Source organism: Micromonospora sp. WMMD812 (assembly GCF_027497215.1).
Classification (GTDB): Bacteria; Actinomycetota; Actinomycetes; order Mycobacteriales; family Micromonosporaceae; genus Micromonospora.
Map to the genome: position 1 here is coordinate 6,033,651 of NZ_CP114904.1, position 23,538 is coordinate 6,057,188.

General features: G+C 72.8%; 26 protein-coding genes. 17 read left to right on the top strand and 9 right to left on the bottom strand.

Features of this window, described 5'->3' with window-relative positions; translation table 11 throughout:
- Window positions 1-65 precede the first annotated feature (65 nt).
- Both holA and O7603_RS27955 read left to right on the top strand, forming a co-directional pair.
- Entirely contained in the window at window positions 66-1,049 is a 984-nt protein-coding gene (holA, locus tag O7603_RS27950; RefSeq protein WP_281572711.1) for a DNA polymerase III subunit delta, read from the top strand.
- Window positions 1,046-1,495, top strand: coding sequence for a hypothetical protein (locus O7603_RS27955; protein ID WP_281572712.1), 450 nt, complete (start codon window positions 1,046-1,048; stop codon window positions 1,493-1,495). Before holA ends, O7603_RS27955 begins: the two co-directional genes overlap by 4 nt.
- Before the next feature lie 336 nt (window positions 1,496-1,831).
- On the opposite strand, the gene rpsT is transcribed toward O7603_RS27955, so the two are convergent.
- Window positions 1,832-2,098, bottom strand: coding sequence for a 30S ribosomal protein S20 (rpsT, locus tag O7603_RS27960; protein WP_281572713.1), 267 nt, complete (start codon window positions 2,096-2,098; stop codon window positions 1,832-1,834).
- 160 nt (window positions 2,099-2,258) lie between these two features.
- Window positions 2,259-3,251 (bottom strand): phosphotransferase, encoded by a 993-nt coding sequence (locus O7603_RS27965; RefSeq protein ID WP_281572714.1) that lies wholly within the window; start codon window positions 3,249-3,251, stop codon window positions 2,259-2,261.
- Window positions 3,252-3,390: 139 nt separating this feature from the next.
- On the opposite strand from O7603_RS27965, the gene O7603_RS27970 reads away from it, so the two are divergent.
- The 7 genes from O7603_RS27970 (at window position 3,391) to O7603_RS28000 (ending at window position 10,358) form a co-directional block, all read left to right on the top strand.
- The gene (locus O7603_RS27970; RefSeq protein ID WP_281572715.1) at window positions 3,391-3,927 is read left to right on the top strand and encodes a DUF4240 domain-containing protein; all 537 of its coding nucleotides are present in this window, start codon (window positions 3,391-3,393) and stop codon (window positions 3,925-3,927) included.
- An 87-nt stretch (window positions 3,928-4,014) separates the two neighbouring features.
- Window positions 4,015-5,892, top strand: a complete 1,878-nt coding sequence (gene lepA, locus O7603_RS27975; RefSeq protein ID WP_281572716.1) for a translation elongation factor 4 — start codon at window positions 4,015-4,017, stop codon at window positions 5,890-5,892.
- A gap of 328 nt (window positions 5,893-6,220) precedes the next feature.
- Window positions 6,221-6,505 (top strand): GlsB/YeaQ/YmgE family stress response membrane protein, encoded by a 285-nt coding sequence (locus O7603_RS27980; protein ID WP_281572717.1) that lies wholly within the window; start codon window positions 6,221-6,223, stop codon window positions 6,503-6,505.
- Window positions 6,506-6,753: 248 nt separating this feature from the next.
- Window positions 6,754-7,041: a GlsB/YeaQ/YmgE family stress response membrane protein gene (locus tag O7603_RS27985; protein WP_281572718.1), complete on the top strand. Its 288-nt coding sequence runs from the start codon at window positions 6,754-6,756 to the stop codon at window positions 7,039-7,041.
- 217 nt (window positions 7,042-7,258) lie between these two features.
- Window positions 7,259-8,548 (top strand): sugar ABC transporter substrate-binding protein, encoded by a 1,290-nt coding sequence (locus O7603_RS27990; protein WP_281572719.1) that lies wholly within the window; start codon window positions 7,259-7,261, stop codon window positions 8,546-8,548.
- The gene (locus O7603_RS27995; protein ID WP_281572720.1) at window positions 8,545-9,531 is read left to right on the top strand and encodes a sugar ABC transporter permease; all 987 of its coding nucleotides are present in this window, start codon (window positions 8,545-8,547) and stop codon (window positions 9,529-9,531) included. The genes O7603_RS27990 and O7603_RS27995 overlap by 4 nt, the downstream gene beginning before the upstream one ends.
- Window positions 9,528-10,358, top strand: coding sequence for a carbohydrate ABC transporter permease (locus O7603_RS28000; RefSeq protein ID WP_281572721.1), 831 nt, complete (start codon window positions 9,528-9,530; stop codon window positions 10,356-10,358). Before O7603_RS27995 ends, O7603_RS28000 begins: the two co-directional genes overlap by 4 nt.
- Window position 10,359: 1 nt before the next feature.
- On the opposite strand, the gene O7603_RS28005 is transcribed toward O7603_RS28000, so the two are convergent.
- Both O7603_RS28005 and O7603_RS28010 read right to left on the bottom strand, forming a co-directional pair.
- Entirely contained in the window at window positions 10,360-10,674 is a 315-nt protein-coding gene (locus tag O7603_RS28005; protein WP_281572722.1) for a transcriptional regulator, read from the bottom strand.
- Entirely contained in the window at window positions 10,671-11,150 is a 480-nt protein-coding gene (locus O7603_RS28010) for a hypothetical protein (protein ID WP_281572723.1), read from the bottom strand. Before O7603_RS28010 ends, O7603_RS28005 begins: the two co-directional genes overlap by 4 nt.
- Window positions 11,151-11,271: 121 nt before the next feature.
- Between O7603_RS28010 and O7603_RS28015 the strand changes: the two genes are divergently transcribed.
- Complete coding sequence (locus O7603_RS28015) at window positions 11,272-11,910, top strand: MOSC domain-containing protein (protein ID WP_281572724.1); 639 nt, start codon at window positions 11,272-11,274, stop codon at window positions 11,908-11,910.
- A 173-nt stretch (window positions 11,911-12,083) separates the two neighbouring features.
- Here the strand turns inward: O7603_RS28015 and O7603_RS28020 are convergent, their stop codons facing one another.
- Window positions 12,084-12,989, bottom strand: a complete 906-nt coding sequence (locus tag O7603_RS28020) for a phytanoyl-CoA dioxygenase family protein (RefSeq protein WP_281572725.1) — start codon at window positions 12,987-12,989, stop codon at window positions 12,084-12,086.
- Between the two features lie 217 nt (window positions 12,990-13,206).
- Entirely contained in the window at window positions 13,207-14,070 is an 864-nt protein-coding gene (locus tag O7603_RS28025) for a hypothetical protein (RefSeq protein WP_281572726.1), read from the bottom strand.
- Between the two features lie 158 nt (window positions 14,071-14,228).
- Between O7603_RS28025 and O7603_RS28030 the strand changes: the two genes are divergently transcribed.
- Window positions 14,229-14,558 (top strand): SDR family oxidoreductase, encoded by a 330-nt coding sequence (locus O7603_RS28030; RefSeq protein ID WP_281572727.1) that lies wholly within the window; start codon window positions 14,229-14,231, stop codon window positions 14,556-14,558.
- A gap of 100 nt (window positions 14,559-14,658) precedes the next feature.
- On the opposite strand, the gene O7603_RS28035 is transcribed toward O7603_RS28030, so the two are convergent.
- Window positions 14,659-15,468 carry an enoyl-CoA hydratase-related protein gene (locus O7603_RS28035; RefSeq protein ID WP_281572728.1) on the bottom strand — a complete coding sequence of 270 codons (810 nt, stop codon included), beginning with the start codon at window positions 15,466-15,468 and terminating at the stop codon, window positions 14,659-14,661.
- Window positions 15,469-15,487: 19 nt separating this feature from the next.
- Between O7603_RS28035 and hemW the strand changes: the two genes are divergently transcribed.
- Window positions 15,488-16,711: a radical SAM family heme chaperone HemW gene (gene hemW, locus O7603_RS28040; protein WP_281576839.1), complete on the top strand. Its 1,224-nt coding sequence runs from the start codon at window positions 15,488-15,490 to the stop codon at window positions 16,709-16,711.
- Window positions 16,712-16,747: 36 nt separating this feature from the next.
- On the opposite strand, the gene O7603_RS28045 is transcribed toward hemW, so the two are convergent.
- Window positions 16,748-17,392, bottom strand: coding sequence for a DUF4870 domain-containing protein (locus O7603_RS28045; RefSeq protein ID WP_281572729.1), 645 nt, complete (start codon window positions 17,390-17,392; stop codon window positions 16,748-16,750).
- A 246-nt stretch (window positions 17,393-17,638) separates the two neighbouring features.
- On the opposite strand from O7603_RS28045, the gene hrcA reads away from it, so the two are divergent.
- The 3 genes from hrcA to O7603_RS28060 all read left to right on the top strand — a co-directional run bounded on the left by hrcA (window position 17,639) and on the right by O7603_RS28060 (window position 20,713).
- Window positions 17,639-18,661, top strand: coding sequence for a heat-inducible transcriptional repressor HrcA (gene hrcA, locus O7603_RS28050; RefSeq protein ID WP_281572730.1), 1,023 nt, complete (start codon window positions 17,639-17,641; stop codon window positions 18,659-18,661).
- Between the two features lie 59 nt (window positions 18,662-18,720).
- Window positions 18,721-19,866 carry a molecular chaperone DnaJ gene (gene dnaJ, locus O7603_RS28055; protein WP_281572731.1) on the top strand — a complete coding sequence of 382 codons (1,146 nt, stop codon included), beginning with the start codon at window positions 18,721-18,723 and terminating at the stop codon, window positions 19,864-19,866.
- A 112-nt stretch (window positions 19,867-19,978) separates the two neighbouring features.
- Complete coding sequence (locus O7603_RS28060; RefSeq protein WP_281572732.1) at window positions 19,979-20,713, top strand: 16S rRNA (uracil(1498)-N(3))-methyltransferase; 735 nt, start codon at window positions 19,979-19,981, stop codon at window positions 20,711-20,713.
- 130 nt (window positions 20,714-20,843) lie between these two features.
- On the opposite strand, the gene O7603_RS28065 is transcribed toward O7603_RS28060, so the two are convergent.
- Window positions 20,844-21,605, bottom strand: a complete 762-nt coding sequence (locus O7603_RS28065; RefSeq protein WP_348651037.1) for an SDR family oxidoreductase — start codon at window positions 21,603-21,605, stop codon at window positions 20,844-20,846.
- A 67-nt stretch (window positions 21,606-21,672) separates the two neighbouring features.
- Here O7603_RS28065 and O7603_RS28070 point away from each other — a divergent pair, with 67 nt between their 5' ends.
- Together O7603_RS28070 and O7603_RS28075 are read left to right on the top strand one after the other, a co-directional pair.
- The gene (locus tag O7603_RS28070) at window positions 21,673-22,032 is read left to right on the top strand and encodes a histidine triad nucleotide-binding protein (RefSeq protein ID WP_281572733.1); all 360 of its coding nucleotides are present in this window, start codon (window positions 21,673-21,675) and stop codon (window positions 22,030-22,032) included.
- Entirely contained in the window at window positions 22,029-23,405 is a 1,377-nt protein-coding gene (locus tag O7603_RS28075; RefSeq protein ID WP_281572734.1) for a serine hydrolase domain-containing protein, read from the top strand. The genes O7603_RS28070 and O7603_RS28075 overlap by 4 nt, the downstream gene beginning before the upstream one ends.
- The last annotated feature ends 133 nt before the right edge of the window (window positions 23,406-23,538 follow it).

The following is a 23,538-nucleotide window of genomic DNA, read 5'->3' on the forward strand; positions in this document are numbered from 1 at the left end:
GAGTGCGGGCTCCGCCGTCTGAGCCCCGGATGAGCAGGCACGATCCCGCGGCAGGGCGTGCGAATATGGGCGACGTGACCCCCGCCAGCCTCGCCCCCATTCTGCTCGTTCTCGGCGACGAGGAGCTGCTCGCCACGCGAGCGGTGACGGAAGCCGTGGCGAAGGCACGCAGCGTCGACCCCGACGTGGACGTCCGCGAATACCAGGCCGGCGCGCTCACCGTGGGCGAGATCGCCGAGATGCTCAGCCCGTCCCTGTTCGGCGGCCGGCGGGTGCTCGTGCTGCGCTCCGGCCAGGACGCCCGCAAGGACCTGGTGGCCGCGCTGCTGGCGTACGCGAAGAACCCCGACCCGGAGGTGCAGCTGATCGTGCTGCACCTCGGCGCGGCCAAGGGCAAGGCGTTCGCCGACGGGCTCAAGGCGGCCGGAGCGACGGTGGTGCCGGCGGCGAAGCTCAAGGGGCACCGCGATCGGGTCGCGTTCGTCCGGGACGAGATCCGTCGGGCCGGCGGCAAGTGCACCGAGGACGCCGCCGAGGCGCTGATCGCCGCGGTCGGCAACGACCTGCGCGAGTTGGCCGCCGCCTGCTCACAGCTGATCGCCGACACCGATGGGCGGATCGGTGCCGACACGGTGTCGCGCTACTACCGCGGGCGGGTGGAGGTGAGCGGCTTCACCGTGGCCGACGCGACCATGGTCGGCGACGTCCCGGCCGCGCTGGAGGCGCTGCGCTGGGCGCTGCACGTCGGGGTCGACCCGGTGCCGATCGCCGATGCCCTCGCCGACGGCGTCCGCACCGTGGCCCGGGTGGCGTCCGCCGGTCGGGGCAGCCCGTACCAGCTGGCGAGCAGCCTCGGCATGCCGGCGTGGAAGATCGAGCGGGCGCAGCGGCAGGGCCGGGGCTGGACGCCCGAGGGGCTGGTGACCGCCATGCGGGCCGCCGCCGAGTGCAACGCGGCGGTCAAGGGCGGCTCGGACGACCGGGCGTACGCGCTGGAACGCGCCGTCTTCTCGATGGCGGCGGCCCGCGCGGGCGGCGGCGCCCGGTGAGCGGACCGACCCGTACGGCGTGGGCCACGCTGGCTGCGGACGAGGAGCAGTACCGCCCGCTCTACGCCCGGGCCCTCGGGCTGCGGTTCGTCAACCCGGGCGGCGTGCTCTGCTTCCTCTTCTTCGAGGGCGTGGTCGCGCTGGCCGTACTGCTGGCCCTCGCCGAACTGGTCAGCTGGTGGGCGGTCCTGATCCTGCCGGCCGCCGTGGCGGTCATGGTCAAGCTCAACGACATGGTGGCCGCGGTCGTCGTCCGCTCCGCGGCGCTCGTGCCGGAGCAGGAGCGGGACCGCTTCCGTCGGCAGATGGAGCCGGTGGTCGGCCGGGCCCGGGTGGAGTGGATCACGCACAGCGTGCCCGGGATCGTCGTCTCGGCCGAGCCCGCGGCCCCGACCGAGCGCCCCGAGGACCCCGCCGCCCGTCGCAACCCCGCCGCGTCCTCCTGATCGGCCCGCCGTGGCTCGTGCGCGAGCCCGGCGGGGCCGGCGGCTCAGGACGCGTCCAGGAGCGACGACGAGATACGCCACTCGGCGTCCTTTGGAGCTGATGACCTGAACGACTCGCCGGGCCGTGCCGCGGCCGGCTCGGCCTGTGGGAGCTGTCCTCCGTGGGTGGTCCTCGGCTGAGTCGCTCACGACATCAGCTCCAAAGGACGGGCGGGGGCAGGCGTCCGTCGACCGTCCGGCACAGCCCCGCCCCGCGCGGCCCGGCCCCGGGAACGCAGACAGCCGGAAGCCCCCGGCGGTGCCGGGGGCTTCCGGTGAAGTCTGACGCCGCCTGGGTCAGGCGGAGAGCGAGCCCACGCGCTTGGAGATCGCGGACTTGCGGTTCGCGGCCTGGTTGGCGTGGATCACGCCCTTGCTGACCGCCTTGTCGAGCTTGCGGGAGGCGTCCCGCATGAGGGCGTTGGCCTGCTCGACGTCGCCGGTCTCGGCGGCCTCGTGGAACTTGCGGATGGCGGTCTTCAGCGACGACTTGACCGACTTGTTACGCAGCCGGCGCTTCTCGTTCTGCCGGTTGCGCTTGATCTGGGACTTGATGTTCGCCACGCGACAGCCTCGTCTTGATAGCTCGGGTTGGTCAGCTTGTCCGCGCAACGAGCATGCGTCACCGTCGCGCGAAAAGCCAGGTTAGCAGGTCCGCCCCGGACGAGCCAAAACGGTCCGGCGAAGCGCCCGATCCAGAATACCCGCCGCCGCGCGTGATGCGTCACGTCCAGCCCTGTCGGGCGGCGAGCCAGGCCAGAGCCTGCTCGCCGCTCCACCGGTGGTGTCGCCGGATCTGCGGGGAGGCGGTCGGCGGGGTCGCGGCCGCGGTGGTGAGGAAGTATCCGCCCAGCGCGGCGAGGGTCGCGTCCAGCGCGTCCGCGGGGGCGTCGGCGGCCGCGGGATGGTCGGCGAAGAGCCGGTCGCCGTCCAGCCCGCTGGCGTACCCGGTGATCAGCAGCCCGGCGAGGTCGAACCAGGCGGGGCCGCGGCACAGCCACGCCCAGTCGCAGAACCAGGCGCGGCCGTCCGCACCGATCAGCACGTTGTCCAGCCGCAGGTCGCCGTGGATCAGGGCGTCCGGCGGGCCGGCGGCGGCGTACGCCGGAAGCCGGGACTCCAGCGCCGCCAGCTCGGGGAGGCGCCCCGCCAGCGCCGGGGGCAGCCCCGGCGCGGGTTCCCGGCCGGCGGCCACCTCGCCCCACCAGAGGATGTCCTCCCGGGCCAGGTCGGCGAGCCGGGGCGGGTCGAGGGCGAGCAGCCCGGCCGGCGGCTCGGCGAGCGCGGCGGCCACCTCGGCGTACCCGGCGAGGGTGGCGTCGAGCTCCGCCGGTGGCCAGGGCAGGTCGGGCGTGCGGCCGTCGACGGCGTCCAGGCAGATCGCGTACCAGCCGGCCGCGCTGAGGGTCCAGCGCAGCCGGGGGACCGCCAGCCCCGCCGGGAGCCGGGCGAGGATCGCGGCCTCCCGGGCGTACCAGTCGACCAGCCTCGGCTGTTCGGCCGGCGCGGCCGCCTTGACGAAGGCGGACGAGCCGTCGGCGGTCGTCAGGACGGCGGCGAAGCCCCGCGTGAAGCCGGCCCCGGCGACCCGGGCCGCCGTGACGGGCGCACCGAGCCGCGCCGCGATCGCCGACCGGAGACCGGCCGGCAGCTCGGCCCAGGCGGGCCGCAGGGCGGTCGCCTGGTACGACGGTGGCGTGGCGGGCACGTCGTCCATGCTGTCGCACCCCGGCGACCGGAGCGCGGAGGCGGCGTGGGACCGGGACGGCGTGGCCGAGATCGCCGGCCGGTCACCCGCGCCGCGCCACGCTCTTCCCGCTGCCCCCGCGGCGGGCCGTCTGCGAGACTGCCAGGCCATGAGGACCGACGACTTCTGGCAGTTGATCGACCAGGCCCGGGCCGGCGGTGGTGGTGAGGCCGGCCCGGTGGCGGCGCGGGCGGTGGCGCTGCTGGCCGAGCGCGACCCCGCCGACATCGTCGGCTACGCCCACCACCAGCAGCGGGTGCTCGCCGCCTCCTACCGGGTCGATCTCTGGGGCGCGGCCTACCTGATCAACGGCGGCGCGTCCGACGACGGCTTCGAGTACTTCCGTGGCTGGCTGATGACCCAGGGCCGGCAGGTCTTCGCCCGGGCGGTCGCCGACCCGGACTCGCTGGCCGAGTTGCCCCGGATCCGGGCCGCCGCGCTCACCGGCGAGGAGTTCGAGTCGGAGGAGATGCTCACGGTGCCCTGGGAGGCGTACCGGAAGGCGACCGCGACCGACCTGCCGGCCGACCGCGACCCGGTCCAGGCGCCGGACCTCAACGACTTCTGGGACTTCGACGACGAGGCGGAGGCGCGCCGCCGGCTGCCGCGGCTCGCGGCGCTCTTCGTGGAGCCGCCGGAGGAGTGATCCGACCACGCCCGCGGCGGCGTGGGAGCATAGAGGGGGCCGGCGTCGCGCCGGCCCGCTCACGTCAGCCGACCAGAACGGACAGCTGTGCCACCGACGCTCGATTCCGGCGCGAACGCTCCTGGTGCCACCGACCCGGCGCGCATCAGGAACTTCTGCATCATCGCCCACATCGACCACGGGAAGTCGACCCTGGCCGACCGGATGCTGCAGCTCACCGGCGTGGTCGACCCCCGGCAGATGCGTGCCCAGTACCTCGACCGGATGGACATCGAGCGCGAGCGCGGCATCACGATCAAGAGCCAGGCCGTCCGGATGCCGTGGACCATCCGCGAGGGCGAGCGGGCCGGCGAGCAGGCCGTGCTGAACATGATCGACACCCCCGGCCACGTCGACTTCACCTACGAGGTGTCCCGCTCGCTGGCAGCCTGTGAGGGCGCGATCCTGCTGGTCGACGCCGCGCAGGGCATCGAGGCGCAGACCCTGGCCAACCTCTACCTGGCGCTCGAGAACGACCTGCACATCATCCCGGTGCTGAACAAGATCGACCTGCCGGCCGCGCAGCCGGAGAAGTACGCCGAGGAGCTGGCCCACCTGATCGGCGGCGACCCGGCCGACTGCATCAAGGTCTCCGGCAAGACCGGCGAGGGCGTGCCGTACCTGCTGGACGAGATCGTCCGTCAGTTCCAGCCCCCGGTGGGCGACGCCGAGGCGCCGGCCCGGGCGATGATCTTCGATTCGGTGTACGACGTCTACCGGGGCGTGGTGACCTACGTCCGGGTGATCGACGGGCACATCAACGCCCGGGACCGGATCAAGATGATGTCCACCGGCGCGGTGCACGAGCTGCTGGAGATCGGCGTCATCTCGCCGGAGATGGTGAAGGCGGACGCGCTCGGTGTCGGCGAGGTCGGCTACCTCATCACGGGTGTGAAGGACGTCCGCCAGTCGCGGGTCGGTGACACGGTCACCATCAACTCGCGGCCGGCGACCGAGGCCCTCGGCGGCTACAAGGACCCGAAGCCGATGGTCTACTCGGGCCTCTACCCGATCGACGGGTCCGACTATCCCAACCTCCGTGAGGCGCTCGACAAGCTCAAGCTGAACGACGCCGCGCTGACGTACGAGCCGGAGACCTCCGGCGCGCTCGGCTTCGGGTTCCGCTGCGGCTTCCTCGGCCTGCTGCACCTGGAGATCATTCGGGAGCGGCTGGAGCGCGAGTTCAACCTCGACCTCATCTCCACCGCGCCGAACGTGGTCTACCGAGCCATCCAGGACGACGGCGAGGAGGTTGTGGTCACCAACCCGAGCGAGTACCCGACCGGCAAGATCGCCGAGGTGTACGAGCCGACCGTGCGGGCCACCGTGCTGACCCCGAACGACTACGTCGGCGCGGTGATGGAGCTCTGCCAGGGGCGGCGGGGCAACCTGCTCGGCATGGACTACCTCTCGGCGGACCGGGTGGAGCTGCGCTACACGCTGCCGCTGGCCGAGATCATCTTCGACTTCTTCGACCAGCTCAAAAGCCGGACCAAGGGCTACGCCTCACTGGACTACGAGCCCTCCGGCGAGCAGTCGTCCGATCTGGTCAAGGTGGACATCCTGCTGCATGGCGAGGCGGTGGACGCGTTCAGCGCCATCGTGCACAAGGACAAGGCCTACAACTACGGCGTCACCATCGCGGCGAAGCTGCGCAACCTCATCCCGCGGCAGCAGTTCGAGGTGCCGATCCAGGCGGCGATCGGCAGCCGGGTGATCGCGCGGGAGACCATCCGGGCGATTCGCAAGGACGTGCTGGCCAAGTGCTACGGCGGTGACATCAGCCGGAAGCGGAAGCTGCTGGAGAAGCAGAAGGAAGGCAAGAAGCGGATGAAGATGGTGGGCCGGGTGGAGGTCCCGCAGGAGGCCTTCATCGCCGCGCTCTCCTCCGACTCCGCGGAGGGCAAGCCCGCCGGGAAGAAGTAGACCGGCGCGGGGGCCGACCCGACGACGTACGACGGCCGGCGCCGCGCCCGGGCCGGGACCCACGGGTTCCCGCGCGGGCGCGGCGCCGGCCGCTTTCGACCCCGCCCGCCGGAAGAAATTTCCGCGGTCCGGCATCGCGGTTCGGGTCTCCCGGCGCGGCCTCCCACCTGGGTGGACGGTGTCGTGCGGAGCCCGCGCCGACCCTCGGGCATCGACGTGCGCCGACCGCCGGCGGCCCGGACCGGTTTGGCGTTTCCGCAACTCGGGCACTTAGCGCCCACGACAGGGAACCACACATCGTGGGACACATTCTTGAAGGAGGGCGACCGTGGAGCTGACCGTTTGGGGCATCATCACCGCGCTCATCGTTGGTCTGATCGTCGGGGCGCTGGGCCGTCTGGTCGTCCCGGGCCGGCAGGACATGCCGATGTGGCTGCACATGCTGATCGGTGTCGGTGCCGCGCTGCTCGGCACGGTGCTGGCGCGGGCCGTGGGCATCGCGACCGAGACCGCCGGGGTGGACTGGGGCGAGCTGCTGGTGCAGGTCGTGCTGGCGGCGATCGCGGTGGCCCTGGTGGCCGGCGTGGGCCGACGCCGTCATGTCACCCGGTAACCGCGTGACATGACCCCGGTGACGTCGGCGCGAGGGCCGGCGACCGGTGCGACGCGGACTCTTCGACGGGCGCCCGACCATCATGGTCGGGCGCCCGCCCACGTTCTCCACGCGAACAACGTGTCTGTACGGGCTGTCCGGTCGTCACTGCCCCGGAAAGTCGGTTTGGCGTTTCGACCGATCGGGAACTTAGCGCCCACGACAGGAGGCACACACATCGTGTGACACGTTTCTGAAGGAGGGCGACCATGGAGCTGACCGTTTGGGGCATCATCACCGCGCTCATCGTTGGTCTGATCGTCGGGGCGCTGGGCCGTCTGGTCGTCCCGGGCCGGCAGGACATGCCGATGTGGCTGCACATGCTGATCGGTGTCGGTGCCGCGCTGCTCGGCACGGTGCTGGCGCGGGCCGTGGGCATCGCGACCGAGACCGCCGGGGTGGACTGGGGCGAGCTGCTGGTGCAGGTCGTGCTGGCGGCGATCGCGGTGGCCCTGGTGGCCGGCGTGGGCCGACGCCGTAGCGTCACCCATCGGTAATTCGCACATCGACTCACGAAGGGGCGCCCGACCAACCGGTCGGCGCCCCTTCGTCTGGGTACGGCCGGATTCGCCCCGGTGTCACCCTGCCCCTGAAGGCCCGACCTGCGGTACGGTCGCGTCGCTTCCCGTCGACCGCCCACTGTCGTAAAGGATTTTTTCCTACTAAGGTGCGGCGGAGAAGGTTAGTGCCAGGCGGCGCGAGGGGAGATGTGGCGTGAACAGGTGGAAGCGGCTGGCCCCGGTCACCGCCGTGGTGGCTTCGGCCGCGATGGTGCTGGCCGGTTGCGGCGGCTCGGGCGACGACGAGGCGGCCGACACCAGCAAGCTGACGGTCTGGATGATGGGCGAGGGCAGCGAGGCCCAGACCAAGTTCCTCGACGGGGTCGAGACCGAGTTCCGGCAGAAGCACCCCGACACCGACGTGGTGGTGCAGTACATCCCGTGGCTCGAGGCGCCGAAGAAGTTCCAGGCCGCCCTCGCCGGCGGTGAGGGGCCGGACGTCACCGAGCTGGGCAACACGGAGACCCAGGGCTGGGCGGCGCAGGAGGCGCTCGCGGACCTGAGCGGCCGGATGGGTGGCTGGGCCGACGGCAAGGACATCCTGCCGGACCTGGTGCGCAACGCGCAGCTCGACGGCAAGCAGTACGGCGTGCCCTGGTACGCCGGCGTCCGGGCGATGTACTACCGCACCGACTGGTTCGCCGAGGCCGGCGTGAAGCCACCGACCACCTGGGACGAGTTGGTCAACGTCGCCAAGACGGTGCAGGCCAAGAAGCCGAACACCTACGGCATCGCGCTGCCCGGCAACTCCGAGCTGCCCTTCTACTCCTTCCTCTGGGGCGCCGGCGGCGAGATCGCCACGGAGCAGGGCGGCACCTGGAAGTCCGGCTACACCACGCCCGAGGCGCAGAAGGCGGTCAAGTTCTGGACCGACCTGGTGACCGTGCACAAGGTGGCTCCGCCGGCCGCCGCCAACTGGAACGAGATCGACGCCCGGACGCAGTTCGCCACCGGCAAGGCGGCGATGGCGTTCGCCGGCAGTTGGCAGCAGGGCGCGATCAAGAAGGACAACCCGGAGATCGAGAAGGTGTGGGGCACGTTCCCGATCCCCGGCCCGGACGGCAAGGCCGCGCCCGCGTTCGCCGGTGGCTCGGACCTCGCGGTCTGGAAGGACAGCGAGCGGCAGGACCTCGCCTGGGACTACCTGACCGTGCTGCTGAACAAGAAGAACGCCCAGACCTTCGCCGACAGCCTCGGCTTCTTCCCGGTCTACCAGGACCTGGTCGGCGGCGGCACGTACGCGAATGACAAGATCATGGCGGCGTTCGCGACCACGATGCAGAACACCAAGCTCACGCCGCTCACCCCGAAGTGGGTGGAGGTCAGCCGCACCAAGACGGTGACCCAGGCGATGAACAGCTCGGTCATGAAGGGTCAGAAGACGGTCGAGAAGGCCACCGCCGACGCGGCCGCGGAGATGGAAAGCATCCTCAACGCCAAGTGACCACGCTGACCGAGGCTCCGGAGACGTCGGCCGCGCGGGAGACCCCCGCGCGGCGGCGTCGTCGGGTGGACCGCCTCCCGTACCTGCTGCTCCTGCCCTGCCTGGTGATCATCGGCGTGCTGCTGCTCTGGCCGCTCGGCCAGGTGGTGGCGATGTCGTTCTACCGGCTCAACAACGTCCGGCAGCTGCGCGGCGACCGGGAGTGGCCGTGGGTGGGGCTGAAGAACTACACCCAGATCCTGGGTGACCCGTTCTTCCTCACCGTGCTGCGCAACACCGTGCTCTTCGCGGTGGCCAACGTGGTGCTCACCATGATCCTTGGCACTCTGGTCGGCCTGCTGCTGAACCGGCTCGGCCGGAAGATGGCCACGTTCGTGGCCAGCTGCGTGATGCTCGCCTGGGCGACGCCGGCGCTCACCGGGACGATCGTCTGGAAGTGGATCTTCGACGACACCAGCGGCCTGGTCACCTGGCTCTTCAACGCGCTTCCCGACGGGCTGTCGCAGGGCCTGTTCGGGCGCAGCGACTGGACCGGCTACGGCTGGTTCAACTCGCCGCTGCTCTTCTTCTCGATCCTGACCCTGGTCGTGGTCTGGCACTCGTTCCCGTTCATCGCGGTGAGCGTGCTGGCGGGGTTGAAGAGCGTGCCGAGCGAGCTGCACGAGGCGGCCCGCGTGGACGGCGCCGGGCCGTGGCGGGTGTTCTGGCGGATCACCTTCCCGCTGCTGCGCCCGGTCTTCGGGATCCTGATCGTGCTCTCCACGATCTGGGACTTCAAGGTCTTCACCCAGCAGTTCGTGCTTGCCGGGGGCACCCAGGACCGGCCGACGTTCATGCTGTCCATCTACTCGTACGCGGAGGCGTTCTCACCGCCGCCGAAGTACGGCCTCGGCGCGGCCATCGCGGTGATCCTCACGCTGATCCTGCTCGTGGTGACCGGCTTCTACGTGCGGATGGTGCTCAAGCAGGAGGACGAGTCGTGAAGAAGGTCGCGCTCAACGGCGCCGGGCTGCTGGTGGCGCTCTTCGCGGCCTTCCCGGTCTACTGGATGATCGCCACGTCGCTCAAGCCCAGCCGGGAGATCTTCTCGGCCACGCCGCAGCCGGTGCCCACCCACCCCACGCTGGAGCACTACCGGGACATCCTGACCGGCAACCTGATTCCGGGCGTGACCTTCGCCGACTTCTTCCTCAACAGCGCGCTGGTCGCGGTCTCGACGGTGCTGCTCAGCGGCCTCGTCGCGCTGCTGGCCGCCACCGCGGTGGCGCGGTTCCGGTTCCGGCTGCGGACCACTTTCCTGATCATGCTGCTGGTGGTGCAGATGATCCCGCTGGAGGCCCTGGTCATCCCGCTGTTCCTGATGATCCAGCGGCTCGGGCTCTACAACACCCTGCCCAGCCTGATCCTCACGTACCTGGGCTTCTCACTGCCGTTCGCGGTCTGGATGCTGCGCGGCTTCGTCGCCGCGGTGCCGAAGGAGTTGGAGGAGGCGGCGGCCATCGACGGGGCGAGCCGGACCCAGACCTTCCGGCGGATCCTCTTCCCGCTGGTCGCGCCCGGCCTGGTCGCGACCAGCATCTTCTCCTTCATCACCGCCTGGAACGAGCTGATCTTCGCGCTCACCTTCATCAACGATCAGGAGCGCTACACCCTGCCGGTGGCGATGACGTTCTTCTTCGGCCGGGACGACACCGCCTGGGGACCGGTGATGGCGGCGTCCACGCTGTTCACGTTGCCGGTGATCATCTTCTTCCTGCTGGTGCAGAGGCGAATGGTGTCCGGGCTGGTCGCCGGCGCGGTCAAGGGCTGAGTCAGGGCCCCGGCAGCACGCTGGCACCGGCCTGCGCCACGATCTGCTGCAACGCCGCGACGTGCCCGTCGAACGCGGCGCGCCCGCGCCGGCTCAGCTTGACCGAGGTCCGTGGCCGCTTGCCCACGAAACTCTTGCGCACCTCGACATAGCCGGCCTGTTCCAGGGTGGCGAGCTGCTTGGACAGCGCCGAGTCCGAGAGGCCGAGCTGCTCGCGCAGGTAGCGGAACTCGGCCCAGTCGGTGGCGGCGAGCAGGCTCACGAGAGAGAGCCGGGTGGGCGCGTGGATCAGCTCGTCGAAACGGGGCGCGCTCACCGGCCGCCGCCGATCGGCCGGGAGATCATCACGCGGCGGAGGTAGCGCATCAGGGGTTGCCCGGTGGCGGTCATCGCCCCGGCGGTCGCGGCCGTGCCGAGGGTCGCCGGCCAACCCAGCCCCGCCGACTCGGCGGCGAACCCGGTGACCAGACCGAGGGCGACCAGGCCGAGCACGTAGACCAGGATGACGGCCGCTCCCCGGATCCCGAGCAGCGAGGTGCGCACCTGCGCCCGGTGCCGCAGCGCGACCCAGGCGACCAGGGCGCTGAGGCCGATGGCGTACCCGACCGAACCGGCCGCGACGAGCCACGGCCGCTCCGTCTCGACGGCGGCGGTGAAGGCGACGATCAGCACGCCCAGCGCGGGCCAGTACCACGCCGGGACGAGAGTCGCGCTGATCGCCTGGTCGCGCCGGGCGTGGATCTCGGCCAGCGCGTCGGCGGCCGCGGCAGGGGTGAGAGCCGGCTCCGACATGGCTTCCTCCTTGAGGAGTGGGAGAGTACTTGCCTGCATGGAAAGTAAACACCTCACTTTCCATGCAGGCAAGTACTTTCCCGATCGACGGCGGGATGACCCGCGAACTAGGCTGGCGGCCATGACGGGCAGAGTGGCAGCGGTGAACCTCGGCGTGGTCACCGAGGCGGAGTGGGCCGGCGACGCGAGCGGCCGGACGGGCATCGACAAGCGGCCGGTGGACGGGCCGGTGCTCATCCGCTTCGACGGCGTGGCCGGTGACTTCATCGGTGAACGGGCCCACCACGGCACCCCGGACCAGGCGGTCTACGCCTACGCCGAGGAGGACGCCGGCTGGTGGTCCGGCGAGCTGGGCCGCCCCGTGCCGCCCGGCGGCTTTGGCGAGAACCTCACGACGTACGCGGTGGACGTGACCGGCGCGGTGATCGGCGAGCAGTGGCTGGTCGGGTCCGCCCTGCTCCAGGTGACCAAGCCGCGTACGCCGTGCACGACCTTCGCCGGTTTCTGGGGCATGCCCGACCTGATCAAGCGGTTCACCGCCCGGGCGCTGCCCGGAGCGTACCTGCGGGTGCTGCGGGAGGGCGAGGTCGGCCCGGGCGACCCGGTCGAGATCGTCGAGCGGCCCGCGCACGGGGTGACCATCGGGGAGGTGTTCCGGGCGACGAGCCTGGAGCCGGACCTGCTGCCCCGCCTGCTGGAGGCCCCCGACCTGCCCGAGTCGATCCGGGAGAAGGCACGCCGCCGGCTCGCCGGCCGCTAGCGAACCGTTCGGCGGGCGGCGCAGCCACCCCGCCCCCGGGCCGGGCGTGCCGTCGCGGGGCCAGGGCGCACGGTTCGCCGGGTCGGGCACCGGTCGTCGAACCGGCCAGGGTGCGGGGACGAGAAAGGGCTCCCGCGTCGCGCGAGGCGACAGCGGGAGCCCTTCCTACCCGTTCAGCGGAGCCAGGGGATGCTGCGGTCCAGCAGATCGCGCTGCTTGAGCTCCTTGCGCAGCGGGATCTCGTCGTCGATGTAGCCGTCCCAGTTGATGCCCCAGTAGTTCGCGGTGTGCGTGCCCTCACCGAGAAGCTGGCGCTGCACCGGCGTGCGGTTGCGGTACCACTCGCCGTCCTTGTCGGGGTGCAGCTCGTCGAGCGGGCGGATCCACCGGTAGGTGTAGCCCACGAAGAGCATCTTGCGGGTGATGCTCGACAGGTTCGTCGACCGGGAGTGCCACTGGCGGCGGTCGAAGATGAACGCGTCGCCGGGGTTGGCGGTGATCTCCACCGTGCCCTCCGGGTCCGGGTTGTGCACGCTCAGGTCCCTCGGCCGGGGGAGCGAGTTCCACAGGTGGCTGCCGGGGATGACCTTGGTGGCGCCACGGCCCTTCTCCGAGAGGTCGGAGAGCACGTAGGCGACCTTCAGCGAGAACATCGGCCGCGGCAGGTTCGGGTCCATCGTCTCCGGGTCGGAGTTCTGCCGGTACCCGTCCTGGTGCCAGCCCCAGTACGGCTTCTCCGGCTCGAGCGCCGGCGGGGTCACGTCCAGGTGGTTGTGGTGCGTGTAGATGTTCCAGCCGGCCAGACCCCACATATACGGGAAGGCGATCGGGTGGGTGAGCAGCTCGCCGAAGAGCTCGTCCCGCTCAAGGAAGCCCAGCAGGTGCAGGGTGCCGTCCTTGGTGGTGTTGCCCTTCGCCTTCTCCTCCGCGTAGACGCGGTCGACCGCGGCCTCCAGCGCCGCCCGGTGGTCCTCCGTCAGGACATTGCGCAGCAGCAGGAAGCCCTGCTCGTGGAACTCCTTGCGGTCAGTGTCGCTGATCGGTTCGTAACCGGTCCGGCCGCCGTAGTCGAAACCCACGTCGTACCCCTCCCCATGAGGAACCCATTTCTGGCACAGGCCGCCGATGGTAACTCGCGGAGCAGGGAGTCGGGGAGGGCGCAATCGGGGGTCGGACCCAGGCCGGGACCTTCGGCAGCGGGACGATCGCGCTGGGTGAAGGCAGACGCGCCAAAGATCCGGTTTTGGGAAATTTGACGGATTGTGCGGTGACTGGGGGTAAGGAAATCCTGGTCGATCAGTCCTCGGCGAAGACCTCGGCGACCACTCGGTTGGTCGCCTGCGGGTCGGCGGAGACCTCGGCCCAGCTGCCGTCCTGGGCGGTCCACTCCAGGTCGCCGAAGCGCACCCGCTTCACCCCGTGGTCCTGGGCGTGCGACACCAGCCAGTGCGCGTACCGCCAGCCGTTGCGCTGGTCGCTCGTGGCCAGCGTGAGCCCGGTCAGGTCCGCCGGCGCGGCGGTGCTGGCCAGCCCCCAGTCCAGCGTCAGGTTGCGGGTCAGGGCGGCGGCCGCCGCTCCGCCGCGCATCGCCGGGGTGCGCCCCACCGTGCAGGCCACCGCCCCGGTCACGTCTCCGAGCAGCGCCCGGGTGAGCACCGTCGACTCGTCAGCCCACTTCTGGTACGCCTCGGGGAACGCGGAGCGCTGCACGCGCTGGGCGGCGTCGGTGACCCGCATCCGCTCCCAGCCGCGCACCTTCTTCAACGCCGTGTAGAACCGGGTGGCCGCGTACCGCGGGTCGCGGATCCGCTCGGGCGTGCCCCAGCCCTGGCTGGGTCGCTGCTGGAACAGGCCGACCGAGTCCCGGTCGCCGCCGGCCAGGTTGCGCAGGCCGGATTCCTGGTAGGCGGTGGCCAGCGCCACCACCACGGCCCGCTCCGGCATCTCCAGCTGGGCGCCGATCGCCGCGATGGTCGCCGCGTTGGCCATCTGCTCGGGGTCCAGCGTCACCCGGCCGTCGGCCTGCACCGTGCAGTTCCGGGTGACCGTCGGCAGCCGCAGCTCGCTGCCGAGCCGCCGCACGACGAGCAGGACACCCACCACGGCGAAGAGGACGAGAACCACGCCACCCGCCACGACCGCCCGAGTTCGCACCCACACCCCCTGCTCGACGAGTCCGACAAGAGTACGTCCCCGGCCGGCCTTTCCGAGTCGTCCGACCGGTTTGGACCGGCCGGGTCGCGCCCGTACCGACCGGACGTTTCCCGCTCCGGGCACGGTCTCACCTGCCCGCACCGCTTCCCGTCCGGCTCATCGGCATGATGCGACAGCTCGCCCTCGAGGGAGCGCCCCACGGGATCCGGGCGGTGGCGATCAGCCCCGGGCCCATCCTGACCCCCGCGAGCGAGCGCGACCTCGGCGTCGACCAGGCGGCCCGGGACGCGATCACCAGCAAGAAGCTCGTGAAGCGCTTCGCCCGTCCCGAGGAGGTCGTCGAGCTGGTGGTCTTCCTCGCCTCCGACCGGGCGGCGTACATCACCGGCGCCAACTACCCGGTCGACGGCGGCGCGACCGCCTGGTGGCGGCACCGGACGCCGGGACGCCGCCGCTCGGTGAGCGCCCCGGCCGCCGTCCGGCCGGGCGCATGAACGCGCAGGTCAGTCGCGCCGGCGGCGCCCCGACCGGCGTGGCGCCGGCCGGACCGGAGCGAACGTAGCCGTGCTGGTCCGCATGACCAGCGTTCCCGCGCTAGCCGGAATGATCGGCGGAACCACCGTCCAGAGCGGCCACCCATCGAGCCAATCGTTTCTCGCGGAACGCGAGGACGCCTTCGCGCCCTTCCTCGGAGAGGAAGTAGCCGGTGGACAGCGCGGCCAGGTCGGCGATCTCGGCTCGCAGGTCGGTGGCGGCGGGGCGGCGCAGCAGCTGCTTGGCCCCGGCGAGCGCGCCCGGCGCGCCCCGCACGAGCGAGGCGCAGTACCGGGCCACGGCGTCGTCCAGCGCGTCGGCCGGGACCGCCGCGGTGACCAGCCCGATCTCGGCGGCCCGCCGGCCGTCGAAGGTGTCCCCGGTGAGGTAGAGCTCGGCCGCGGCGCGCGGGTGCAACCGGGGCAGCACGGTCGCCGAGATCACCGCCGGGATCACCCCGATCCGCACCTCGGTGAACGCGAACGTGGCCTCCTCGGCGCAGACCGCCAGGTCCGCCGCGGCGATCAGGCCCAGGCCGCCGGCCCGGGCCGGCCCGGCGACCCGGGCGAGCACCGGCTTGGGGCACTCCCAGACCGCGGCCAGCACGTCGCCGAGCATGCCGGCCGGCACCGTCCCGCTCGCGTACGCGGCGGCCGTCTCCTTGAGGTCCGCGCCGGAGCAGAAGACCGGACCGGTGTGGTCGAGCACGATCACCCGGACGGCGTCGTCGGCGACCGCGGCGGCCAGGCCGTCGAGCAGCCGCGTCATCAGCGGGGTGGAGAGCGCGTTGCGGTTGTGCGGGCTGTCCAGGGTGAGGGTGGTCACCCCACGGGCCGTGGCGACCCGCACCAGCGCGTCGGGAGAGGTCATGCCGGGCACACTAGTGGCCATGCCCGGCGTGCTTCCAGATGGCGAGACGGTCCCCGTCGACGGATCGCTGCCCCCCGCGGCGACCTCGGCGGTCGGCGCGCGGGGCTTCGGCGTGTACCTCCACGTGCCGTTCTGCGCCAGCCGCTGCGGCTACTGCGACTTCAACACCTACACCGCCGCGGAGCTGGGTGGCGGGGCGAGCCGGGAGGAGTTCGCCGACACCGTGCTGGCCGAGCTGCGGCTCGCCGCCCGGGTGCTCGGCGACACCCCGCCCAAGCGGGTCGACACCGTCTTCGTGGGCGGCGGCACTCCCACCCTGCTCCCCGCCGACGACCTGGCCCGGATCCTCGACGAGATCGACCGGACCTGGGGCCTGGCGCCCGACGCCGAGGTGACCACCGAGGCCAACCCGGAGTCGGTCACGCCCGCGTCGCTCAAGGCGCTGCGGGCGGCCGGCTACACCCGGATCTCGCTGGGCATGCAGTCCGCCTCGCCGGGCGTGCTGGCGATCCTGGACCGCACCCACAGCGCCGGGCGGGCGACGGCCGCCGCGCTGGAGGCGCGCGACGCGGGGTTCGACCACGTGAACCTCGACCTGATCTACGGCACGCCGGGGGAGAGCGCCGAAGACTTCGCCGCCTCGCTGGACCAGGTGGTGGCCGCGGGCGTCGACCATGTCAGCGCGTACGCCCTGATCGTGGAGGACGGCACCCGGATGGCCGCCCGGATGCGCCGCGGCGAGCTGCCGTACCCCAGCGACGATGTGGCGGCGGACCGCTACCTGGCCGCGGAGACCGCGCTCGGCGCGGCCGGCTTCTCCTGGTACGAGGTCTCCAACTGGGCCCGTACGCCGGCCGCCCGGTGCCGGCACAACCTGCTCTACTGGACCGGCGCCGACTGGTGGGGTCTCGGGCCGGGGGCGCACAGCCACGTCGGCGGGGTGCGCTGGTGGAACGTGAAGCACCCCACCGCGTACGCCCAGCGGCTCGCGGCCGGGGCGTCGCCCGGCCTGGCCCGCGAGGTGCTCACCCGGGACGAGGCGCACATGGAGGACGTCATGCTGCGGCTGCGGCTCGCCTCCGGGCTGTCGCTGGACGTGCTGGACGAGGCCGGGCGGGCCGGCGCCGCGCGGGCGCTGTCCGACGGGCTGTTGGCCCCCGGCGAGTACGAGGCCGGCCGCGCCGTGCTCACCCTGCGCGGCCGGCTGCTCGCTGACGCCGTCGTCCGTGACCTGCTGCCGTGAGGGTGCCCGACCGGCCGGGGGAGCGGCCGGCCGGGATCACTTGACGAGGCTCGCGGACATCGGGTAGCGGTAGAGCTGGCCCTCGTTGGCCTTGATCCCGGCGAGGATGCCGAAGACCGTGCCGAGGATGACCGCCGCCGCGACCCCGACGAAGCCGATCAGGATGCAGGCGAGCACCCAGCCGGCCAGGCCGACGATCGACCAGATCAACTGGAAGTTGAGCGCCGCGACGGCGTGCGCCCGGACGGTCGGGGACTGGTTGCCCCGGGCCAGCATCGCCACCAGCGGGGCGATCCAGCCGAGCACGCCGGCGCTGAGGAACATCCCAGCCGCGCCACCGAAGTGCGCGACGAGCGCCCAGGTCTTGTCCTCGTTGTTGGCGAACCCGCCGCCGGGGGCGCCGTAGGCGCCGCCGGTCGGATAGCCGACGCCGGGCGGGGGGTAGCCGCCCGGTGGGGTGCCGCCACCTGGGGGCGGGTAGCCGCCCGACGGCGGTCGGTCACCACCGGGTGGCGGATAGCCACCGGGCGGGGGATAGCCGCCCGGGCCCGAGGCCCCGGACAGTGGTGCGGTGGGCGGCTCGTCCGCGGCGGACGGGCCGGGAACTGCCGACGGCGGGTGCGGCTCCGGCGGGTTGCCGCCGGGTTCACCCGTGCCGGGAGGGCGAGGTGGTTCAGTCATGAACGTCACGGTAGGGGCCACCGGCAACGCCGCACCAGAGCGACACCGCCCGGGTCGGCGGCCCGTTCGGCCCGGATCGTCCGGGTACCGGCGGAGTGGCGTGGTCGGGGCCGCACCCGCCGTCCGTCGTTGATCATCGCGTCGGCGGGCCCGCCGACGTAGACTGGCACTCGCTACGGACGAGTGCCAGGATTGTCGCCCGCCGTCCCGAGGGGCGGCGGACGATGCGCGTAGGAGGTGGGGAGGATGGGTCTGGACGACCGCAAGCTCGCCGTGCTCCGCGCGATCGTCGAGGACTACGTCGCCACTCAGGAGCCGGTCGGCAGCCGTGCGCTGGTCGAGCGGCACCAGCTCGGGGTCTCGCCGGCGACCGTCCGCAACGACATGGCCGTGCTCGAGGAGGAGGGCTACATCCGGCAGCCGCACACCAGTGCCGGCCGGGTGCCCACCGATCGCGGCTACCGGCTCTTCGTCGACCGGCTGTCCCGGGTCAAGCCGCTCAGCCCGGCCGAGCGCCGGGCGATCGAGCGCTTCCTGGTCGGCGCGGTCGACCTGGACGACGTGGTGCACCGCACCGTCCGCCTGCTGGCCCAGCTGACCCGGCAGGTCGCCGTCGTGCAGTACCCGAGCCTGGCCCGCTCGACGGTCCGGCACCTGGAGCTGGTGCCGATCTCGACCACCCGGCTGATGCTGGTGATGATCGCCGACACCGGGCGGGTCGAGCAGCGGCTGGTCGAGATGCCGGCGCCGATCCTCGCCGACGACGTCACCGACCTGCGCCGGGTGGTCAACGAGAAGCTGGCCGGCAGCCGGCTCTCCGACACGCCGCCGCTGGTGCAGGCGCTGGTCGACGAGGCCGCCCCCGACCTGCGCCCGGCCATGGCGACCCTCTCCACGGTCCTCCTGGAGACGCTGGTCGAGCGGCACGAGGAGCGGATCGCGCTGGCCGGCACGGCCAACCTGACCCGGGGCGGCCTGCTCGACTTCCAGGGCTCGCTGCGCCCGATCCTCGAGGCGCTCGAGGAGGAGGTCGTGCTGCTCAAGCTCATCGGCGAGACCGAGCCGAGCACCACCCGGGTGTTGATCGGCGACGAGAACGAGGTCGACAACCTGCGCGCCGCCTCGGTGGTGAGCACCGGCTACGGCCCGGGGGCCACCATCGTCGGCGGCCTGGGTGTGCTGGGGCCGACCCGGATGGACTACCCCGGCACCATCGCCACGGTGCGGGCCGTGGCACGCTACGTGGGCGACCTGCTGGCCCAGAACTGACCGCAGCCAAGGCCGACGACCGGCGCAACGCGACACGAAACATGAGGACACGGAACGCAGTGGCCAGGGACTACTACGGCATCCTCGGCGTGAGCCGGGAAGCCTCCGACGACGAGATCAAGCGCGCCTACCGCAAGCTTGCGCGCCAGTTCCACCCGGACGTCAATCCGGATCCGGAGGCTCAGGAGAAGTTCAAGGACATCAACGCCGCGTACGAGGTCCTCTCGGACGACCGGAAACGGCAGATCGTCGACCTGGGTGGCGACCCGCTCGCGCCGGGCGGCGGTGGCGCCGGCGGCCCGGGTGGCCCCGGCGGCGCCGGCCCGTTCGTCGGTTTCCAGGACATCATGGACGCGTTCTTCGGCGGCGCGGCGGGCGGCGCGCGCGGGCCCCGGCCGCGTACCCGGCCGGGCGCCGACGCGATCCTGCGCCTCGAGCTGGACCTGCACGAGACAGCGTTCGGCGTCGAGGCGCCGATCACCGTCGACACGGCCGTGCTCTGCACCACCTGCGCCGGCGCCGGCACCGCGGCCGGCACCCACCTGGCCACCTGTGAGGCGTGTGGCGGCCGCGGCGAGGTGCAGTCGGTGCAGCGCACCTTCCTCGGCCAGGTGGTCTCCGCCCGGCCCTGCACCGTCTGCCAGGGCTACGGCACCACCATCCCGCACCCCTGCCCCACCTGCGCCGGTGACGGCCGGGTGCGCACCCGCCGCTCGCTGACCGTGAAGATCCCGGCCGGCGTCGAGGACGGCATGCGGATCCGGCTGGCCCAGCAGGGCGAGGTCGGCCCGGGTGGCGGTACCGCCGGCGACCTCTACGTGGAGATCCACGAGCGGCCCCACGACGTCTACTCGCGCAAGGGTGACGACCTGCACTGCCGGGTCACCGTGCCGATGACGGCGGCGGCGCTCGGCACCCGGCTGACCATCAAGACGCTGGACAGCGAGGAGACGGTCGACGTCAAGTCCGGCACCCAGCCGGGCAGCACCCTGCGGCTGCGCGCCCGCGGTGTGCCGCATCTGCGCGGCACCGGCCGGGGCGACCTCTACGTGCACCTCGACGTGCGCACCCCCACCAAGCTCGACGCCGACCAGGAGCGGATGCTGCGCGAGTTCGCCAAGACCCGGGGCGAGGAGGTCGCCGAGCTGACCAAGCAGGGCGGCTTCTTCTCCCGGATGCGCGACGCCTTCAACGGCCACGCCTGATCCGGCCGTGCGCCTGATCGGGCCTCACGCCTGATGCGGCCTCGTCGTCCCGGCTGGCTCCTGATCCGGCCTCGCCGCCCCGGCCGGTGCCGGGGCGGCTAGCCTGTTGATCGTGTCCGCCCCGCTCTTCCTGGTCGAGTCGCTGCCCGCCACCGACTCGCTGACCCTCGGCGGGCCCGAGGGGCACCACGCGGCGACCGTGCAGCGGTTGCGGGTGGGCGAGGAGTTGCTGCTCGCCGACGGCCGGGGCGGCACCGCCACCGCCGTGGTCACCGCCGTCGGCCGGGGCAGCCTGGAACTCGACGTCACCTCCCGGGGGTACGCGGACGCGCCCGTCCCGCGCCTGGTGGTGGTGCAGGGCATCGCCAAGGGCGACCGGGGCGAGCTGGCGGTGCAGGCGATGACCGAGGTCGGGGTGGACGAGATCGTGCCGTGGGCGGCGTCCCGCTCGGTGGCGCAGTGGCGGGGCGACCGGGGCGTACGGGCCCGGGAGAAGTGGGTCGGGACCGCCCGGGAGGCGGCGAAGCAGGCCCGCCGCCCCTGGCTGCCGGTGGTGGCCGGCGCCCCGGACGAGTCGACCGCACGGGTGGCCCGCCGGATCGCCGGGGCCGCCGCCGCGTTCGTGCTGCACGAGGAGGCCGAGGCCCGGCTGACCACGGAGGACCTGCCCGAGGGCGGCGAGATCGTGCTGGTCGTCGGACCGGAGGGCGGCATCGCCCCGGCGGAGCTGGACGCCTTCGCCGAGGCCGGCGCCCGACCGGTCCGCCTGGGCCCGTCCGTCCTCCGCACCTCCACCGCCGGCGTCGCCGCCCTGACGGTCCTGGCCACCCGCCTACACCGCTGGTAACCCGCCGCCCCCGCCCGCCCCGTCCCCGCCCGGGTCGATCATGCAGTTGTGGTGCCGCACAAAAGGGGCGTAACGCGAGTTCTTGGGCACCACAAGTGCATGATCGACAGGAGCGGGGGTCGGGCGGGGGTCAGCTGCGGAGGTAGGAGGCGCCGTTGAGGTCGACGATGGTGCCGGAGGCCCATTCCGCCTCCGGTGAGGCGAGCCAGTGCACCGCCGCCGCGATCTCCTCGGGGCGGGCGACCCGGTTGAACGGGCTCTGCGCCCGCACGGCCGCGCCGCGTTCGGCCTTCAGGTGCTCGTTGGTCATGTCGGTCTCGACGAACCCGGGCGCCACGGTGGCCACCGCGATGCCGTACGGGGCCAGCGCCACCGCCAGCGACTGCCCGAGCGCGTTCAGGCCCGCCTTGCTCGCCCCGTACGCCGGGTTGGCCGGCTCGCCCCGGAACGCGCCGCGCGAGGAGACGTTGACGATCCGCCCGCCCCGGTCACGCATGTGCTGGGCGGCGCACCACGTGGCGTTGGCCGCGCCGAACAGGTTGGTGTCCAGCACCTCCCGCCAGCGCTGCCGCCACTGCGCGTAGGAGCTCCCGAAGACCGGGTGCGGCGGGTCGGCCGGCCCGAACACGCCCGCGTTGTTCACCAGCACGTCGAGCCCGCCCAGCCGCTCGGCGGCCTCGTCCACCATCGCCTGGACCGCGTCCGGGTCGGCGAGGTCGGCCCGGACCACCACGTGCCCGTCGCCGGGCAGCTGCGCCCGCAGCTCCTCGGCCAGCGCCGCCGAGTCCCGGTGGTGGATGGCCACCCGGTCCCCGCCGGCCGCGAAGGCCTTGACCACCGCCCGCCCGATGCCGCGCGAGCCCCCCGTCACCAGTACCGCCCGTGAAATCACGCGCGCCATCATGCCGGAGCCGCCCGGTCTCGCCCACCGGCCCCCGGCTGCGGCTTAGCATGCCCCGATGGGAACCGACTGCCTGTTCTGTCGAATCGTCGCCGGGGAGATCCCGGCCACCGTCGTCCGGGAGACCCCGACCACCCTCGCCTTCCGGGACATCGGCCCGAAGGCGCCGGTGCACGTGCTGGTCATCCCCAAGGAGCACTACGCGGACGTCGCCACGCTCGCCCAGGGCGACCCGGTCCTGGCCGGCGAGGTGCTGGCCACGGCCGCCGCGGTGGCCGAGGACGAGGGGCTGCTCGGCGACGGCTTCCGGCTGATGTTCAACACCGGTGCGTACGGCGGCCAGGAGGTGTTCCACGCGCACGCCCACCTGCTCGGCGGCGCGCCGCTCGGCCCGATGCTGGCCCGGGACCTCGCGTGACCCAGGTGACGGACCGGCTCGGCCGGATGGTGCGCCGCGTCCAGGCGCAGGCCCGGGTTCCGGCCGTCTCGGCGGCGCTGCACCGGGCCGACCGGCCGCTGTGGACCTGCGCGGTCGGCTGGACCGGCAACGACACCGCGCTCGACCCGCAGACGCGGTTCCGGATCGGCTCGGTCACCAAGACCTTCACCGCGGTGCTGACCCTGCAGTGCCGCGACGACGGCCTGCTCGACCTCGACGACCCGGTCGGCCGGCACCTGGACCTGCCGGCGCACGGCGAGTTGACCGTGCGCCGGCTGCTCTCGCACACCGCCGGCCTGCAACGCGAGCCGTACGGCGACGTGTGGGACACGCTGCGCGCGCCGGACGCCGAGCAGCTCCTGGCCGACCTGGCCCGGGCGGAGCGGGTGCTGCCGCCGGGCCGTCGCTACCACTACTCCAACCTGGGCATGGCGCTGCTCGGCCGGCTCGTCGCGGAGCTGCGCGGCGGCACCTGGGCTGAGGTGCTCACCGATCGGGTGCTCATCCCGTTGGGGCTGACCACCACCACGGTCACCCCCGGCCCGCGGGCCGCCACCGGGTTCCTGGTCGACGCGTACTCCGACGAGGCGCACCCGGAGCCGCCGACCGACTTCGGCGCGGTCGGCCCGGCCGCCCAGCTCTGGAGCACCGCCGGGGACATGGCCCGCTGGGCGGCCTTCCTGGCGGACCCGGCGGCCCTCGACGCGACCGGCGCGGTGCTCGCGCCGGCCACCCTCGACGAGATGCGCTGGCCGGTGACGGTGACCGACGAGACGCTCTGGGGCGGCGGCTTCGGGCTCGGCCTGATCCTGGTCCCGCAGGGCGGCCGGGTGATGCACGTGGGGCACGACGGCGCCATGCCGGGCTTCCTGGCCGGGGTGTACGGCCGGCGCGGCGGGGAGGGCACACCGGCCGCGATGGGGTGCGCGGTGCTCGTCTCCTCCGGCACCGCGTCCGAGGCCCTCGACCTGCCGCACCGGCTGCTCGCCGCCGCGGTCGAGCACGATCCGGCGGAGATCGAGCCGTGGCGGCCGGGCCCGCCCGCCCCGGAGTCGCTGCGCGGCCTGCTGGGCCGCTGGTGGGGAGAGGGGTACGAGTACGCCTTCTCCTGGCACGACGGGGCGCTGCGGGCTCGCGGCGCGGACGACCCGGCCGGCAAGCCGCCGGCGGTGTTCGCGCCGGTGCCCGACCGGCCGGACGTGTTCCGCGTGGTCTCCGGCCGGGAGGTGGGCGAGCTGCTGCGGTTGACCCGGGACTCCGACGGCACCGTGGTCCGGATGCACTGGGCCACCTACCGGTTCACCCGCCACCAGGAGACCTTCGACCGGTACGACTTCCGCGCGGGCGGCTGACCCGCGCGACTGACCTCGGCGTGCGCGGGTCGGGGGACGACTCCGGCCCGCACCCCGGACGACCCCGGCCCCGGCGGGTGGATTCGGCCGGTTCATCCCGTATCGGGGCCGGTCGTCGGCCGGGTCCGGGGCG

What these genes read in the sequence shown, in the direction of transcription:
- O7603_RS28015 (WP_281572724.1), top strand. Translation starts at nt 11,272, where the DNA reads ATGACGGGCAGAGTGGCAGCGGTGAACCTCGGCGTGGTCACCGAGGCG.
- O7603_RS27970 (WP_281572715.1), top strand. Translation starts at nt 3,391, where the DNA reads ATGAGGACCGACGACTTCTGGCAGTTGATCGACCAGGCCCGGGCCGGC.
- hemW (WP_281576839.1), top strand. Translation starts at nt 15,488, where the DNA reads ATGCCCGGCGTGCTTCCAGATGGCGAGACGGTCCCCGTCGACGGATCG.
- O7603_RS28035 (WP_281572728.1), bottom strand. Translation starts at nt 15,468, where the DNA reads ATGACCTCTCCCGACGCGCTGGTGCGGGTCGCCACGGCCCGTGGGGTG.
- holA (WP_281572711.1), top strand. Translation starts at nt 66, where the DNA reads ATGGGCGACGTGACCCCCGCCAGCCTCGCCCCCATTCTGCTCGTTCTC.
- O7603_RS28045 (WP_281572729.1), bottom strand. Translation starts at nt 17,392, where the DNA reads ATGACTGAACCACCTCGCCCTCCCGGCACGGGTGAACCCGGCGGCAAC.
- O7603_RS28010 (WP_281572723.1), bottom strand. Translation starts at nt 11,150, where the DNA reads ATGTCGGAGCCGGCTCTCACCCCTGCCGCGGCCGCCGACGCGCTGGCC.
- O7603_RS28030 (WP_281572727.1), top strand. Translation starts at nt 14,229, where the DNA reads ATGATGCGACAGCTCGCCCTCGAGGGAGCGCCCCACGGGATCCGGGCG.
- O7603_RS27965 (WP_281572714.1), bottom strand. Translation starts at nt 3,251, where the DNA reads ATGGACGACGTGCCCGCCACGCCACCGTCGTACCAGGCGACCGCCCTG.
- O7603_RS27985 (WP_281572718.1), top strand. Translation starts at nt 6,754, where the DNA reads ATGGAGCTGACCGTTTGGGGCATCATCACCGCGCTCATCGTTGGTCTG.
- O7603_RS28070 (WP_281572733.1), top strand. Translation starts at nt 21,673, where the DNA reads ATGGGAACCGACTGCCTGTTCTGTCGAATCGTCGCCGGGGAGATCCCG.
- hrcA (WP_281572730.1), top strand. Translation starts at nt 17,639, where the DNA reads ATGGGTCTGGACGACCGCAAGCTCGCCGTGCTCCGCGCGATCGTCGAG.